Origin of the sequence: Mycobacterium mantenii (assembly GCF_010731775.1) — a bacterium.
Taxonomy (GTDB): domain Bacteria; phylum Actinomycetota; class Actinomycetes; order Mycobacteriales; family Mycobacteriaceae; genus Mycobacterium; species Mycobacterium mantenii.
On record NZ_AP022590.1, the window covers coordinates 1734737 to 1752709 of the forward strand.

The following is a 17973-nucleotide window of genomic DNA, read 5'->3' on the forward strand; positions in this document are numbered from 1 at the left end:
TTACGGCTCTAATAAAAGTTTGAGTTGTTGACCGTAGAGAGCGAGCGATCTGGCGGTCAGCATCTCGTAGTGTGTGCAGTCGACCGGGCGCTCCGTAATGTCGCCGACAACGTGAGATCGCCAACTCCGTAGGTGGGATCGCGTAGCCAACCGGATTCGCGGTCCTCGCCAGCGTGACCTCGGGCCGAGAGCGTTCTCGTTGCCATTTCGTGCAGCGGAGAATATGGCCATATCGCCATCAAACACATCAGGTGTGTGTTGCAGGAGGTACGACTGGCTGGCATTAAAGCTTTTCACCATGAACTCCAACAGCTGCCTCGGCGGAAGAACAAAGTCCCCTGCGTCTTGTTGGTGGATTAATTCCTCCGCCTGCACATAGGTAAGTGGCCCGGACTGCACCGGAACATCTATGCAATTGGCGCGCAAGATGTATTCAAGGACTTGACTCTGGACCAGAGCTTGATTTCTAGCGACGACCTTGACTCGCTTGGCGCTTAATCTGGTGATGATCTTGTTCGCGATGAATGCAGCATCGAGCAGCACAAGGCGTTGGACTTCACACCCGCGTCGCTGAAGCTCAATGGCGAGCTCGTGGGCGACGACGCCGCCAAAAGACCATCCGAGAAGCTTGTAGGGCCCGTCAGGATAAACGGCTTGGAGCCTGTCTGCATAGCTTGCCGCCATGCTACGAACGGATGCAGGTTCAGCTTCGCCATCTTGCGGGAGTTGGTTAATCCCGATAATCGGGCAATCCAAGTACTCGCCCAGAGCCCGATACGACCAGCTAAGCCCGAAACCATCATGAATACAGCACAGCGGAACGCCCGTGCCCTCCTTTAGCACCTCGAGAGGGACTACTTCCGCCGCGTCGGCATGTCTGCCCAGCTGCCGGCTCAAACTTCTCACGGACGGGGCGTCGAACATGGTGCGCACCGCAAGGCCGGCATCCAATGCCTTGTTGATCGCGGCGATCACCCGCATCGCCGAAATGCTGTCTCCCCCAAGGTCGAAGAACGAGTCGTCGACCCCGACCCGCTCGAGCCCCAGCACCTTGGCGTAGATGCCCGCCAGGATTTCCTCGGTGGGTGTGGCCGGGGCCCGATACCCACCGCCGGCATCTTGGTATTCGGGTGCCGGAAGGGCGCGGTTATCGAGTTTGCCGTTGAGTGTTAGCGGCAGCTCGTCCAACACGATCACCGCGGCCGGCACCATGTAGGCAGGTAGCCGCTCGGCCAACTGGCGACGCGCCGTGGCCGGGTCTGCCGGGCCGGTGATGTAGCCCACCAGGCGTTTGTCTCCGGGGCGGTCCTCACGGGCGATCACCACCGCCTGCTGCACCCCGTCCAGCCCGGCGAGCGCGGCCTGAATCTCACCGAGTTCGATGCGATACCCGCGGATCTTGACCTGCTCATCGGCGCGCCCCAGATACTGCAACTGTCCGTCGGCACCCCAACACACCAGATCGCCGGTGCGATACATCCGCGACCCGGGCGCCCCGAACGGGCAGGCAACAAACCGCGACGCGGTCAACCCGGCCCGGCGCACATACCCGGCGCCCACGCCGGTACCGGCCACATACAACTCGCCGACCACACCGGCAGGCACCGGGTGCAGCCACCCGTCCAGCACGAACAACGCCGCGCCAGGCACCGGTGAGCCGATCGGCACCGCGCCCGACCCGGGTGCCAGCGGCGCGCTGATCGTGGCATACACCGTCGTCTCGGTCGGGCCGTAGGCATTGATCATCACCCGCCCGGGAGCCCAGCGGTCCACCACCTCGGCCGGGCAGGGCTCCGCGGCGACCACCAATGTCGCCGACTCCAACCCCTCGGGCGAGAGCACCCTCACGGCCGACGGGGTTTGACTCAACACGCTGACCTTTTCGGCGACCAGCAGGGCGTGGAAGTCGTCCGGGGAGCGCGTCACCGCTTCGGGCACCACCACCAGCCGCCCACCGAACAGCAGCGCGCCCCAGATCTCCCAAACCGAATAGTCAAAGGCGTACGAGTGGCACTGCGTCCACACCTGTCCCGGCCCCAGTTCCAGGCCGACGTCCAGCAAGTCGAACAGCCGGATCACGTTGTGGTGGGTGACCGCCACCCCCTTGGGCACACCGGTGGTACCCGAGGTGTAGATGATGTGCGCGAGGTCATCGAGAGCCGGCGCCGGCAACGCGGTGCCGGGTTGTGCGGCAATGCGGGGATCGTCGACATCAATGACCAGCAGGTCGGACCCCTCTAGCCGGTCGGCCAACCCCGCGGTGGTGACCGCGGCAATCGGCGCGGCATCGGCCACCATGAACTGCATCCGTGCATCCGGCACCATCGGATCGATCGGCAGATACGCCGCCCCGGTTTTCAGCACCGCGAGAATGGCGACGATCGCCTCAGCCGACCGGGAAAACACCAGGGCCACAGACTGTCCCGGGCCCGCGCCGTGCGCGGCCAACAGGTGCGCCAACCGGTTAGACGCCTCGTCCAGCTCGCGATACGTCACGCATCGGCCTCCGCAGGTCAGCGCCACCGCCTCGGGCGTGCGCGCCACCTGCGCGGCGAACAACGCCGGGATAGACGCCCCCGTCGCGGGCCGAGTCAACACCGCCCGCTTGCCCATCTCATCCAGCCATGCGTGCTCAGGCGCATCGAGAAGATCCACCGACGACAACGGCCGCGTCGGGTCGGCGGTCATCGCCATCACCACCCGCCTCAGCCGCTCGGTCAGCGTCCGAATGCTGTCGGCGTCGAACACGTCGGTGCGGAATTCCACCGACCCGGAAATCCCGGCGGGCTCACCAGTCTCGGTCCAGCGTTCGGCCAGGGAAAATGTCAAATCCATGCGAGCGGTCTGCGTGTCCACCGGCAGCGGCGTGACCTGCAGATCACCCAAGACCGGCTGGGCCGCAGGGTTATTGACTTGCCCGGGAAGGTTCTGCCAAGTGAATATCACCTGGATTAGCGGGTGATGGGTGAGCGATCGAGTGGGGTTGAGCCGCTCGACGAGTACCTCAAAGGGCACGTCCTGGTGCTCGTAAGCGGCCAGTCCACGCTGCCGCACCCGGGCCAGCAGCTCAGCGACGCTGGGATCCCCGGACAGGTCGAGCCGCAACACCAAGGTGTTGACGAAGAAACCCACCAGCTCATCGAGCGCGGAGTCACCGCGGCCGGCGGTCGCGATACCCACTGCCACATCAGAACTGGCGCTGATCTTGGAGAGCAGCACCGCGAGGGCGGCCTGCATCACCATGAAGGTGGTCGCGTTGTGCTCGCGGGCCACTCTTGCGACCCGCTGCTGCAACTCCGCCGGCCAGTCCACGATCACACTGGCGCCGCGGTGATCGGCCACCGGCGGATAAGGCCGGTCGGTGGGCAGCTGCAGCCGCTCGGGCATCCCGGCCAGGGCCTCTTGCCAGTAGCCCACCTGCGCGGCGATGCGGCTGTCACCGTCGTCGAGATCACCTAGCTGTTCACGCTGCCACAGCGTGTAATCGGCATACTGGACCGGCAATGGCGCCCAGTTAGGGGCCTGCCCCGCACACCGGCTGGCATAAGCCAGCCCCAGATCCCGCACCAGCGGGGCGATCGACCAGCCGTCGGCGGCGATATGGTGCACCACAGCGACCAGCACGTACTCGTCCTCGCCGACGCGGAAAACCCCTGCCCGCAAAGGGATCTCGGTGGCCAGGTCGAAACTGTGACTTACCACGGCGCCGATGGCCTCACCCAGCCGGTCCGCCGACCAGCCGATGGCATCAACGACGCGCCAACCGAAGTCGGCGCGCTCAGTCGGCACCACCACCTGCTGAGGTATCCCCTCGGCCGCGGCGAACACGGTGCGCAAGCTCTCGTGGCGGCCCACCACATCGGCGAGCGCCACCCCCAACGCCTCGGCATCAAGGCGCCCGCTCAGCCGCAGCGCCACCGCCATGTTGTAAACCGGCGAAGGGCCTTGAAATTGGTCGATGAACCACAACCGCTGCTGGGCATACGACAACGGCACCACCGCAGGCCGCGGTTGGGCCGTCAATTGCGTCCCCGCCCGTTCCACCGAATGTGTAGTGATCCATTCGGCCAACCCGGCCACGGTGGGCGCGTCGAACAGGTACCGCACCGATACGTCCCTGCCCAACGCCGACTGCAACCGCGCGGTCACCCGGGTGGCGATCAACGAGTCCCCACCGAGGGCGAAAAAGTCGTCATCGAGCCCGACCCGATCCACCCCCAACACCTCGCCGAACACCTCGGCGACGATCTTCTCGGTCTCGGTCTGCGGCGCCCGGAAGGCGTTGGCGGCGAATACCGGTGCCGGCAGCGCCTTTCGGTCGATCTTGCCCGAGGAGGTCAGCGGGAGCTCCTCGAGCACCACGATCTGCGTCGGCACCATGTAATCGGGCAACCGCGCACTCATCCACTGCCGCACCGCGCTGACCTTTGTATTGGTATCGGGGTCATTGGTGTAGGTGGTGCGGTGGTGCGCGCCCGCGGGGGGTAGGTACAGATCGGTCAGCGGTGGGCTGTGCTCGGCGTCCGTACCCGTGGCGTCGATGAAGACCGCATCGAGGGTGCCGGGGTGGGCTCCCCAGGTGACCGCGACGTTGTATCCGGCGGCCTCACCCAGGCGGTAAAGGTCTTCGGGGACAACAGCATCGGCGCCGGCGGCTTGGGTCAGCGCCTTGGCCAAGGGCAGCCCCGCGGCCAGCTCTTGTTCAATCTCGACGTCGGTGATCACTCCCGCGCGGGGAATACCGGTGACGCGCACGGTGGTGGGACGTTGGGTTGTCAGCTCGGTGTGCAGTCCGCTCAACCCTGCGCACCGCGTCCACGGCCAGGCGGGTACGGTGGCCAGTGAACGAACCGCGGCGGGCGTCTTGTGCACGGTGACGTCGTAGCGATACCGGGTCAGCTCGTTGTCGCCCGATCCGCGCTTGACTTCGATACCAACTCCGCCCACCGACGCATGCTCGGCGGCCCAGGTGGTGAAAAACTCCGGGGCCAGCAGCAATTCGGGTTCCCCGAGCATGGCCCGGTACACCCGCTGGCGGATCTCGGCAGCGTCGTCGGCGGCCGTGCGGGCCAGCGCGACTCCGGTTTGGAACGCGCCCTGCAGGCTGTGGTTTCGCACATCGCCGATGAACAATGTCCCGCCGGGCCCCAGCAGCTCCATGGCGTTGTCGATGACCTCGGCGAGGTATCCCGCGTTGGGGAAGTACTGGACGACCGAGTTGAGAATGATGGTGTCGAACGATCCCCGCGGCAGTCCCTCGGTGACGTGGGCGGGCTGGGCCAGGAATTGGACCCGATCCCGCCACGGGATCTGCAGTTGCTCCAGTGAGCGGGCCAGGGTGGCCACCGCCACCGGCGACATGTCGGTGCCGACGTAGCGTTCACAGTGCGGGGCGACCTGTGACAACACCAGCCCCGAACCGACGCCGATCTCCAGCACATGCCGCGGCCGCAGCGCCATGATCCGATCGATTGTGGCCGAACGCCACTCCTTCATCTCTTCCAGCGGGATCGGCTCATCGGTGTAGCTGCTGTTCCAGCCCTGGAAATCCATGCCGAACCCCGACACCTCGACCTCGGCGCCGTACAGGTCGTCATATAGGTGTTGCCACTGTTCGACGATTTCGGTGTCGTGATCAGCGCTGCTGGCGTGCTCGAGGCTGATGTACGCGACCAAGTTGACGCCGGTGGTGCCGCGATGCACGGCGGCGGCGGCCCGAGTGACCTGCGGGCAGGCCAACATGGTGTTTTCGATTTCACCGAGTTCGATGCGCTGGCCACGCAGCTTGATCTGGGTGTCGACGCGGCCCAGGTAGTCCAGGGTGCCCGCGGGGGTCCATCGCACCAGGTCGCCGGTGCGATACATCCGCTCCCCAGCAGCCCCGTACGGGTTGGCCACGAACCGTTCGGCGGTCAGTTCCGCGCGGCCCACATAGCCGTTGGCCAGCGGTCCGCTCAGATACAGCTCGCTCACCACCCCGACCGGGGCCGGGTTCAGCCGCGCATCCAGCACCAGGGCGCACACTCCCGGGATCGGGGCGCCGATGCTGACCGGCTGCCCCGCCGACAGTTGTGCGTCGGTGGCCCAGATGGTGCCCTCGGTGGGGCCGTAGGCGTTGCACATCCGCCGACCCGGCGCCCAGGCGGCCACCACCTCGGCCGGGCAGGCCTCCCCCACGGCGATCAGCGTGGCCAACCTGTCCAGCCTGGCCCGATCCAGCGTCGACAGCACCGTCGGCGTCAACAGGGACGCGGTGACCTGCTGGTCATGCAGCAACGCGGTCAACGCCTCCCCGGCGTACACGTCCGGCGGCGCCACCACCAACGTTGACCCCGACCCCACCGCCCACAACAACTCGACGATCGAGGCATCAAAGGTCGGCGCGGCCACCATCAACACCCGCGCATCCGGACCCAACCCGTAGACCTCGCGTTTCGCCGCGGCCACCCCCAGCAGACCGGTGTGGCTGACCGCCACTCCCTTGGGCACACCGGTGGACCCGGACGTGAAGATGACGTAAGCGGTGTTATCCACGCCCAGGACCGCGTGCCGGTCGGCGTCGGTGATCGCCTCCGCGGAGCATCCGGAAAGGTCCAGCCCGTCGAGGCGCACCACCGGACGCGACCCGGCCCCGGCCACGGTGTCGGTGCCGCAGGTCAACACACATACCGCGCCCACGGTCTCCAACACCGTGGCGATGCGCTCCGCCGGATGTGTCCGATCCACCGGCACATACACGCCGCCGGCCTTGATTACCGCCCACCAGGCGACCACCAGCTCCACGCAGCGATCCGTCGCGACGCCCACCGCGCGCTCGGGACCCACCCCCGTTTCGATCAGCACCCGGGCCAACCGCGTCGACCACGCGTCAAGCTCGCGATACGACACGCTTCGCCCGCCGTCGAGCACCGCCACCGCGTCCGGGAAGACGGCCACCGCCGCCGCCAACAACTCCGACACCAGCCCCACTGGCGCCCCTATCCCAGCACCAGACCACTGCGACAGCACCAGATCGCGCTCACCGTCGTCCAGCAGCGCGACGTCTCCCACCACCACCGACGGATCGGCCACCACGGCCTCGATCACCCGTCCAAACCAGGTGACCAGTCGCTCGATCGTGGCCCGGTCAAACAAATCCGTGGCATAGGTCGCCATGCCGGCGACCATCGGTGCGGCCGGACCCTCGCCCGGCACCTCCCTGAGGTCGAAATCCAGATCGAACTTGGCGGTGCGGGTGGACACCCCCAGCGGCTCGACGCACACTCCGTCGAGCGCGACATCGGGGCGCACATTGTTCTGAAAGACCATGGCCACCTGGAACAGCGGATGATGCGCCGCAGAGCGCACCGGGTTGAGCTGCTCGACCAGTTGCTCGAACGGCACATCCTGATTGCTGTAGGCATCCAGTGCCTTTTTCCGCACCTGCAAAAGCACGTTGCTGAACGGCTGCGCAGAATTCACACCCACCCGCAACACCCACGTGTTGACGAAGAACCCGACCAGTTCATCGAGCGCTGGATCCAGCCGCCCCGCGACCGGCGCGCCAAGCACCATGTCCTCACCGGCCCCGACCCGGTGCAGCACCACCGCCATGACCGCTTGCATCACCATCGAGGCCGTCGCATTGTGCGCCGCCGCCAGCGCCTTGACCCCCGCCCATGTCTGCGGGTCAATGCGCACCTCTACCCCGTCACCGCGGTAGCTGGGCACCGGCGGACGGGGCCGATCAGCCGGCAGCGACACCACCTCGGGCAGATTCGCCAACTCCTGCCGCCAGTAGGCCAACTGCCCCGCAATCACGCTGTCGGGATCGGACTCCGATCCCAGCCAATCCTGTTGCCACAGCGTGTAATCCACATACTGCACCGCCAACGGCGCCCAGTCCGGTGCCCCGCCCTCCCGCCGCGCCAGATACGCCGCTCCCACGTCACGGACCATCGGAGCCGCTGACCATCCATCAAAAGCGATGTGGTGCACCACAATCCCCACCACGTGCTGCTCCGGCGCCACCGCGAAGATCTGCGCACGGATCGGGATCTCGGTCGACAGATCAAACCGGTATCCGGCCAGCGCCACCAGTTCGCCGACCACATCCTGTTCGGGCACCGAGATCACGGCCGCGCCGCCGCGCCGCCACATTCCCGCCTCGGCCGGCAACACCTGCTGCAACGGCACCCCGTCAACGTCGGGAAATACCGTGCGCAGCGATTCGTGGCGAGCGATCACATCATCGAGCGCCGCATCCAGCGCCTGCACATCCAGCGCCCCGCTGATCCGAAACGCGATCGGCATGTTGTAGGTCGCAGCCCCCTCGAACCGGTCCAGGAACCACAACCGGCTCTGCGCATACGACACCGGAACCCTTTCGGGCCGCGGGCCGGCCACCAACGGTTTGCGCCGACGCCCGTCCCCACCGATACGCGGCGCCAGCTGGGCCACCGTGGGCGCTTCGAACAGGGTGCGCACCGCAAGCCCGGCATCCAGGCTGGTGTTGACCGCGGCGATCACCCGCATCGCCAACAGCGAATCCCCACCCAAGTCGAAGAACGAGTCGTCGATCCCGACCCGCTCCACGCCAAGCACCTGGGCGTAGATGCCGGCCAGGATCTCCTCGGTGGGAGTGCCCGGCGCCCGATACCCGCCGGCGGTGTACTCCGGTGCCGGCAGGGCCCGGATGTCCAACTTGCCGCTGACCGTCATCGGCAGCGCCTCTAACGCCATCACCGCGGCCGGGACCATGTAGGCCGGGAGCCGCTCGGTCAGCGCGGCGCGTATTCCGGCCGGATCGGCTGTCCCGGTGACATAGCCCACCAGGCGCTTGTCGCCCGGGCGGTCCTCGCGGGCAACCACCACCGCATGCTCCACCCCGTCCAGCCCGGCCAACACCGCGCGCACTTCACCGAGCTCGATGCGATAGCCGCGGATCTTGACCTGCTCGTCGGCGCGCCCCAGGTAGTGCAACTGCCCATCGGCACCCCACCGCACCAGATCCCCGGTGCGATACATCCGCTCCCCAGACCCCCCGAATGGGCAGGCCACAAACCGCGACCCGGTCAACCCGGCCCGGCCCACATATCCGACGCCCACGCCGCGGCCGGCCACATACAACTCCCCGACCACCCCGACTGGCACCGGGTGCAACCACCCATCCAGCACGAACAACGCCGCCCCCGACACCGGTGACCCGATCGGCACGACGCCCGTCCCGGCCGACAGTGGCGCACTGACCGTCACATCCACCGTGGTCTCGGTCGGGCCGTAGGCGTTGATCACCACCCGTCCCCCGGGCGCCCACCGATCCACCACGCTGGCCGGGCAAGCTTCACCGCCCACGACCAACGCCGCCGACTCCAAACCCTCCGGCGACAACATCGCCACCGCAGACGGGGTCTGGGTGAGAACGTTCACCTGTTCGGCAACCAGCAGCTCGTGCAAGTCGTCCGGAGAGGCTGCCGCCTCCTCGGACACCACCACCATCCGCCCGCCATGCAACAGCGCACCCCAGATCTCCCGGACCGAGGCGTCGAAGGCATAGGAGTGCCATTGCGTCGACACCTTCGCCGGCCCCGGCACGGCCAGGCCGGCATCCAGGGTCCGCATCAGCTGGGTCACGTTGTGGTGGGTGACCGCGACGCCCTTGGGCACACCGGTGGTGCCCGAGGTGTAGATGATGTGCGCGATGTCATCGGGGTCCGGCGCCGGCAACGCCGTGTCCGGGTAGCCGTCGATGCGGGGGTCGTCGACATCGATCACCAGCAGGTGGCACCCGTCCAGGCGCTCGGCCAACACGGTGGTCGTGACGGCGGCTACCGGCGCGGCGTCGGCCACCGTGAACTCGATGCGCGCATCCGGTACCCCTGGGTCGATCGGCAGATACGCCGCCCCCGTCTTGAGCACCGCCGCAATCGCCACGATCGCCTCGGCCGACCGGGAAAACAGCAGCGCCACACACTGTCCTGGGCCCGCGCCCTGCGCGGCCAACAGGTGCGCCAGCCGGTTCGCGGCCTCATCCACCTCGCGATAGGTCATGGCGCGGTCGTCGAAGCTGATCGCCACCGCTTCGGGTGTGCGCGCCACCTGCGCAGCGAACAACGCTGGAATCGACACCGGCGTCGCGGGCTGGTCCAACACCACCCGATTGCCCATCTGATCCAGGCGGGCATGCTCACCGGCATCGAGCAGATCCACCGACGACAACCGCCGTGCGGGGTCGGCCGTCATCGCCGCTAACACCCGCTGCAACCGCTCGATCAGCGCCTCGATGGTTTCGGCGTCGAACACGTCGGTGCGAAACGCCACCGCCCCACCAATCCCGGCAGGCTCACCGGCCTCACCCCAGCGTTCAGCCAACGAGAACGTCAAATCCATGCGGGCGGTCTGAGTGTCTACCGGCATCGGGGCGACCTGCACATCACCCAACGCCACCCCGGCGGCGGAGTCCTGCCAGGGGAAGTTCTGCCAGGCCAACATCACCTGCACCAGCGGGTGATGCGTCAGGGATCGGGTGGGGTTGAGCCGCTCCACCAGCACCTCAAAGGGCACATCCTGATGCTCGTAAGCGGCCAGGCTGCGCTGACGCACCTGGGCCAGCAGCTCGGCGACACTGGGATCTCCGGCCACATCGACCCGCAGCACCAGCGTGTTGACGAAAAAGCCCACCAAATCGTCCAGCGCCGGGTCACCGCGCCCGGCGATCGGGAATCCCACCGCCACATCACGGCTGGCGCTCAGCTTGGCCAGCAGCACCGCCAGGGCGGCCTGAACCACCATGAAGCTGGTCGCGTTGTGCTCACGTGCGACCCGCGCCACCTGCTGTTGCAACTCGGCCGGCCAGTCCACCGCCACACTGGCGCCGCGGTAGTCGGCCACCGGCGGGTAGGGCCGATCGGTCGGCAACTCCAGCCGCTCGGGCATGCCATCCAGCGCCTGTTCCCAGTAGGCCAGCTGCGCGGCGATGGGACTGTCGCTGTCGTCGAACTCACCCAGCCGCGCACGCTGCCACAGCGTGTAATCGACATACTGCACCGGCAGATCCGCCCAGTCCGGGGCGTGCCCCGCGCACCGGCTGACATAGGCCACCCCCAGATCAGCCACCAGCGGGGTGATCGACCAGCCGTCGGCGGCGATATGGTGCACCGCGGCCGCCAACACATGTTCGTCCTCGGTGATGCGGAAAAGTGTTGCCCGCAAAGGGATCTCGTTGGCCAGATCGAAACTGTGACGCACCAGCGGGTCGATGGCCTCACCCAACCGGTCCGCCGGCCAGCCGCTGGCGTCGACTACCTGCCACCCGAACTCGGCCCGCTCAACGGGGATAACTACCTGCTGGGGTATGCCATCGGGCGCGGCAAACAGCGTGCGCAGGCTTTCATGGCGGGCCACCACATCGGCCAGCGCCGCACCGAACGCGTCGGCATCAAGCTTGCCGCTCAGCCGCAAGGCCACCGACATGGTGTAAACCGGTGAGGGCCCGTGCAACTGGTCGATAAACCACAGCCGCTGCTGGGCGAACGACAGCGGCACCACCGCGGGCCGCTGTTGGGTCACTAACGGCTCTTGCCCGCCCGAGCCCTCGCCGATGCGGGGCGCCAACTGGGCCACCGTGGGCGAGTCGAACACGGTGCGGACCGCAAGGCGGGTGTCCAGGGTGGTGTTGATCGCGGTGATCACCCGCATCGCCGACAGCGAATCCCCGCCCAGGTCGAAGAACGAGTCGTCGACCCCGACCCGCTCGAGCCCCAGGACCTGTGCGTAGATGCCGGCCAGGATCTCCTCGGTAGGGGTCGCGGGGGCCCGGTAGTGATCGCCGTCGGTGTACGCCGGTGCCGGGAGGGCGCGGGTGTCCAGTTTGTTGTTGACCGTCAGCGGCAGGGCTTCCAACACCATCACCGCGGCGGGGACCATGTAGGCGGGCAGGCGGTCGGCCAGCGCGGCGCGTATCTCGGCCGGGTCTGCCGTACCGGTGATGTAACCCACCAGACGTTTGTCGCCGGGGCGGTCCTCACGGGCGATCACCACCGCCTGATCCACCCCATCCACCGCGGCCAGGGCGGCTTGGACTTCACCGAGCTCGATGCGATAGCCGCGGATCTTGACCTGCTCGTCGGCGCGCCCCAGATACCGCAGCTGTCCGTCGGCACCCCACCGCACCAGATCGCCCGTGCGATACATCCGCGCGCCCGGCCCGCCGAACGGGCAGGCAACAAACCGTGATGCGGTCAGTCCGGGCCGGCCCACATACCCGACGCCCACGCCGGTACCGGCCACATACAACTCGCCGACCACCCCGGCCAGCGCCGGACGCAACCGCCGATCGAGCACGAACAGCGCCGCGCCCGGCACCGGTGAGCCGATCGGCACCACCGTCGACTCAGGTGTCAGCGGCGCGCTGATCGTGGCATACACCGTCGTCTCGGTCGGGCCGTAGGCATTGATCATCACCCGCCCGGGAGCCCAGCGGTCCACCACCTCGGCCGGACAGGCCTCCGCGGCGACCACCAATGTCGCCGACTCCAACCCCTCGGGCGAGAGCACCCCCACCGCAGAGGGAGTCTGGCTCAACACACTGACCTTTTCAGCGACCAGCAGGGCCTGGAAGTCCTGGGGTGAGCGCGTCACCGCTTCGGGCACCACCACCAGCCGCCCACCAAACAGCAGCGCGCCCCAGATCTCCCATACCGAATAGTCAAAGGCGTACGAGTGGCACTGCGTCCACACCTGTCCCGGCCCCAGTTCCAGGCCGACGTCCAGCAAGTCGAACAGCCGGGTCACGTTGTGGTGGGTGACCGCCACCCCCTTGGGCACACCGGTGGTACCCGAGGTGTAGATGATGTGCGCGAGGTCATCGGGAGCCGGCGCCGGCAACGCGGTGCCGGGTTGGGTATCGATGCGGGTGTCGCGGACATCGACAACGGCCAAGCCGCACCCATCCAGCCGCGAGCGCAGCTCCGCGGTGGTGACCGCGGCAATCGGCGCGGCGTCGGCCACCATGAACTGCATCCGCGCATCCGGCACCATCGGATCGATCGGCAGATACGCCGCCCCGGTCTTGAGCACAGCCACGATCGCGACGATCGCCTCAGCCGACCGGGAAAACACCAGGGCCACAGACTGTCCCGGGCCCGCGCCGTGCGCGGCCAACAGGTGCGCCAACCGGTTAGACGCCTCGTCCAGCTCGCGATACGTCAGGCAGCGCTCCCCGCAGGTCAGCGCCACCGCCTCTGGCGTGCGCGCCACCTGCGCGGCGAACAACGCCGGGATAGACGCCCCCGTCGCGGGCCGAGTCAACACCGCCCGCTTGCCCCACTCGTCCAGCCGGGCGAGCTCATCGGCATCCAGCACGTCCATCGACGACAACCGCCGCGTCAGATCAGCAGTCATGACCGCTGCCCCGCCCCGGCGGTAATCTCCACCAACAGCCGCCGCAACCGCTCGATCAGCATTTCGACGCTGTCCGCGTCGTACACATCGGTGCGAAACTCCACGACTCCCCCGATCCCGGCCGGGTCGCCGGCCTCCGTCCAACGTTCGGCCAGCGAAAACACCAAATCCATCCGGGCGGTCTGGGTGTCCGCCCGCAGCGGCGTAACCTCCACGTCGCCCAAAACCAGGCCGCCCGCCGGCCCGCTGCTGTTCCAGGGCAGGTTCTGCCAGGTCAACATCACCTGAACCAGCGGATGGTGGGTCAGGCTTCGGGTGGGTTTCAGTCGATCGACAAGCACCTCGAACGGCACGTCCTGGTGCTCGTAGGCCGCCAGGCCGCGTTGTCGCACCTGCGCCAGCAGCTCGGCGATCGTGGGATCACCGGCCAGGTCCACCCGCAGCACCAAGGTGTTGACGAAGAACCCGACCAACTCATCCAGCGCCGGGTCGCCGCGCCCGGCGCTGGCGATCCCCAGCGCCACATCGGAGCTGGCGCTGATCTGAGACAAGAGCACCGCCAGGGCGGCCTGAACCACCATGGAGCTGGTCGCGTTGTGCTCCCGGGCCACCCGGGCAACCTGCTGCTGCAACTCCGCCGGCCAGTCCACGACCACGCCGGCGCCGCGGTGATCGGCGACCGCCGGATAAGGCCGGTCAGTGGGCAGCATCAGCCGCTCGGGTAGCCCGACGAGCGCCTGCTCCCAGTAGGCCAGCTGCGCGGCGATGCGGCTGTCGGAATCGGCCAGGTCGCCCAGGTATTCGCGCTGCCACAGCGTGTAATCGGCATATTGGACCGGCAATGGCGCCCAGTTGGGGGCCTGCCCCGCACACCGGCTGGCGTAGGCAACGCCGAGCTCGGCCACCAGCGGGGTGATCGACCAGCCGTCGGCGGCGATATGGTGCACCACGGCGACCAGCACGTGTTCGTCCTCGCTGACGCGGAAAACCCTTGCGCGCAACGGGATCTCGGTGGCCAAGTCAAAACTGTGACGCGCCACCGCGCCGATGGCCTCCTGTAGCCGCCCCTCCGACCAGCCGATGGCATCAACGACCTGCCAGCCGAAGTCGGCCCGCTCAGCGGGCACAACCAGCTGCTGCGGTGTCCCCTCGGTCGCAGCGAACACGGTGCGCAGGCTCTCCTGGCGACCCACCACGTCGGCCAGCGCCACCCCCAACGCCTCGGCATCAAGGCGCCCGCTAAGCCGCAGCGCCACCGCCATGTTGTAAACCGGCGACGGTCCCTGCACCTGGTCGATGAACCACAACCGTTGCTGGGCATACGACAACGGGATCCGCTCCGGGCGCGGCATCGCCTGCAACGGCGGGCGGGCAGCCGCGCCTCGGTGCCGGTGCAGATAGGCGGCCAGACCGCCGACGGTGGGGGCTTCGAACAGGTACCGCACCGACACGTCCCGGCCCAGCGCCGACTGCAGCCTCGCGCTGACCTGGGTGGCGATCAACGAGTCCCCGCCCAGGGCGAAAAAGTCGTCGTCGAGGCCGACCCTATCCACCCCGAGCACCTCGCCGAACACCTCGGCGACGATCTTTTCGGTCTCGGTCTGCGGATCCCGGAAGGGCGTGGCGGCGAATACCGGTGCCGGCAGCGCCTTTCGGTCGACCTTGCCCGAAGAGGTCAGCGGGAACTCCTCGAGCACCACGATCTGCGTCGGCACCATGTAATCGGGCAACCGCGCGCCCACCCACTGCCGGACCGCACTGACCTTGGTGTTGGTGTGCGGGTCATTGGCATGGACGCTGCGTAGCTGCGCTCCGGTGGAAGCAGGCAAGTAGAGGTCCGTCAGCGATGTGGTGTGCCCCGCGCCGGGGTCAGCGGCGCGGATGAAAACCGCATCCAGGGTGCCGGGTTGAGCGCCCCAGGTCACTGCGACGCGATATCCGGCAGCTTCCCCAAGCTGGTGCAGCTGTTCAGGGGTGACGGCGTCGGAGTCCGCGGTGGCGCTGGCCTGCGCAAGCGCCTCGGCTAGGGGCATGGCGGCGGCCAGCGCCTGTTCGATCTGAACGTCGGTGATCACTCCGGCGCGCGGGATGCCGGTGACGCGCACGATGGCGGGACTTTGGGTTGTCAACTCGGTGTGCAACCCGCTCAAGCCTGCGCACCGCGTCCACGGCCAGGCGGGTGCCTTGGCCAGTGAACAAGCCCGGGCGGGGGTCTTGCGGATGCTGACGTCGTAGCGGTACCGGGTCAGCTCGTTGTCGCCCGATCCACGCTTGACTTCGATACCGACTCCGGCCACCACCGACGTGTGCTCGGCGGCCCAGGTGATGAAAAACTCTGGCGCCAAGAGCAATTCGGGTTCCCCGAGCACGGCCCGGTACACCCGCTGGCGGATCTCGCCGCCGTCGTCAGTGGTCGTGCGCGCCAGCGCGACTCCGGTTTGGAACGCGCCCTGCAGGCTGTGGTTTCGCACATCGCCGATGAACAATGTCCCGCCCGGCCCGAGCAGGTCCATGGCGTTGTCGATGACATCTGCCAGGTATCCCGCGTTGGGGAAGTACTGGACGACCGAGTTGAGAATGATGGTGTCGAACGATCCCCGCGGCAGCCCCTCGGTGACGTGAGCGGGCTGGGCCAGCAACTGGACCCGATCCCGCCACGGGATCTGCAACTCATCCAGCGCGCGGGCCAAGTTGTGGACAGCTGCCGCCGACATGTCGGTGCCGACGTAGCGTTCACAGTGCGGCGCGATCTGGGACAACAGCAGCCCCGAACCGGCACCGATCTCCAGCACCCGCCGCGGCCGCAGCGCCATGATCCGATCGACCGTGGCCGAACGCCACTCCTTCATCTCTTCGAGCGAGATCGGTTCATCGGTGTAGCTGCTGTTCCAGCCCCGGAAATCCATGCCGAACGCCGGCGCCCCGACCTCGGCGCCGTACAACTCGTCGTACATGTGTTGCCACTGTTCGACCACTTCGACGTCCTCGTCGACGGTCGTGGACTGCTCCACGCTGATGTAAGCGACCAAGTTGACGCCCGCATTGCTGTGGTGCACGCTGGCCGCTGCCTGGGTGACCTGCGGGCAGGCCAGCAGCGTGTTCTCGATTTCACCCAGTTCGATGCGCTGCCCACGCAGCTTGATCTGGGTGTCAGCGCGGCCCAGGTAGTCCAGGGTGCCTGCCGATGTCCAGCGGGCCAGATCCCCGGTGCGATAGATGCGCGTCCCGGCACCCCCGTACGGGTTGGCCACAAACCGTTCGGCGGTCAGTTCCGCCCGGCCGACGTAGCCACGCGCCAGCGCCGGTCCGCTCAGATACAACTCGCCCACCACCCCGACGGGCGCCGGGTTCAGCCGGGCATCCAGCACCAGCGCAGACACTCCCGGGATCGGGGCGCCGATGTTGACCGGCTGCCCCTCCACCAACGGCTCGGTGCAGGTGGCCCAGACTGTGGCCTCGGTGGGGCCGTAGGCGTTGAACATCCGGCGACCCGGCGCCCAGGCGGCCACCACCTCCGCCGGGCAGGTCTCCCCCGCGGTGATCAGCGTGCCCAACTCGTCCAGCCGGGCCCGATCGAGCGACGACAGCACCGTCGGGGTCATGACGGCCGTGCTGACCTGCCGGCCCTGCAACAGTGCGGTTAGCGCCTGTCCGGCATACACGTCCGGCGGCGCCACCACCAACGTTGATCCCGACCCCACCGCCAACAACACCTCGAACACCGAGGCATCAAAGGTCGGCGCGGCCACCATCAACACCCGCGCATCCGCGCCCAGCCGGAACACCGCGCGTTGTGCGGCTGCCATCCCCAGCAGACCGGCGTGGCTGACCGCCACCCCCTTGGGGACACCGGTGGATCCCGACGTGAAGATCACATACGCGGCGCAGTCCGCGCGCAGGGCCCCACGCCGGTCGGCGTCGGTGATCGCCTCCGCGGACCGTCCGGCCAGGTCCAGCCCGTCGATGCGCAAAACCGGACGCCCCTCAGCCCCGGCCACCGAGTCGGCGCCACCGGTCAACACACATACCGCGCCCACGGTCTCCAACACCGTGGCGATGCGTTCGACCGGATGTGTCCGATCCACCGGCACATACACGCCGCCGGCCTTGATCACCGCCCACCAGGCGACCACCAGCTCCACGCAGCGATCCGTCGCCACGCCCACCGCACGGTCGGGACCCACCCCCGTTTCGATCAGCACCCGGGCCAACCGCGTCGACCACGCGTCAAGCTCGCGATACGACACGCTTCGCGTGCCGTCGAGCACCGCCACCGCGTCCGGGTCGGCGGCCACCGCCACCGTCAGCAATTCCGGCGCCACACCGACGGGCGCCTGCACTTCAGCGCCAGACCAGTCCGACAGCACCAGATCACGCTCATCGCGGTCCAGCAGCGCGACGTCTCCCACCACCACCGAAGGATCGGCCACCACGGCCTCGATCACTCGCCCGAGCCAGGTGACCAGCCGCTCGATGGTGGCCCGGTCAAACAAATCCGTGGCATAGGTCGCCATGCCGGCGACCATCGGTGCGGCCGGGTCCTCGGTGGCCACCTCGGTCAGGTCGAAATCCAGATCGAACTTGGCGGTGCGG

At 67.7% G+C, this 17973-nt stretch carries 2 protein-coding genes (1 of these 2 running past the window's edge); both read right to left on the reverse strand.

Going from position 1 to position 17973, the window contains the following annotated elements; genetic code table 11:
• Positions 1-13380, reverse strand: a complete 13380-nt coding sequence (locus tag G6N50_RS07845) for a non-ribosomal peptide synthetase (RefSeq protein WP_142275681.1) — start codon at positions 13378-13380, stop codon at positions 1-3.
• Positions 13377-17973, reverse strand: partial view of a non-ribosomal peptide synthetase gene (locus G6N50_RS07850; RefSeq protein ID WP_169926972.1) — the end only. It continues 15035 nt past the right edge of the window; 4597 of the gene's 19632 nt are visible here — the last part of the coding sequence; its start codon lies off the right edge, out of view; it ends in the stop codon at positions 13377-13379. Before G6N50_RS07850 ends, G6N50_RS07845 begins: the two co-directional genes overlap by 4 nt.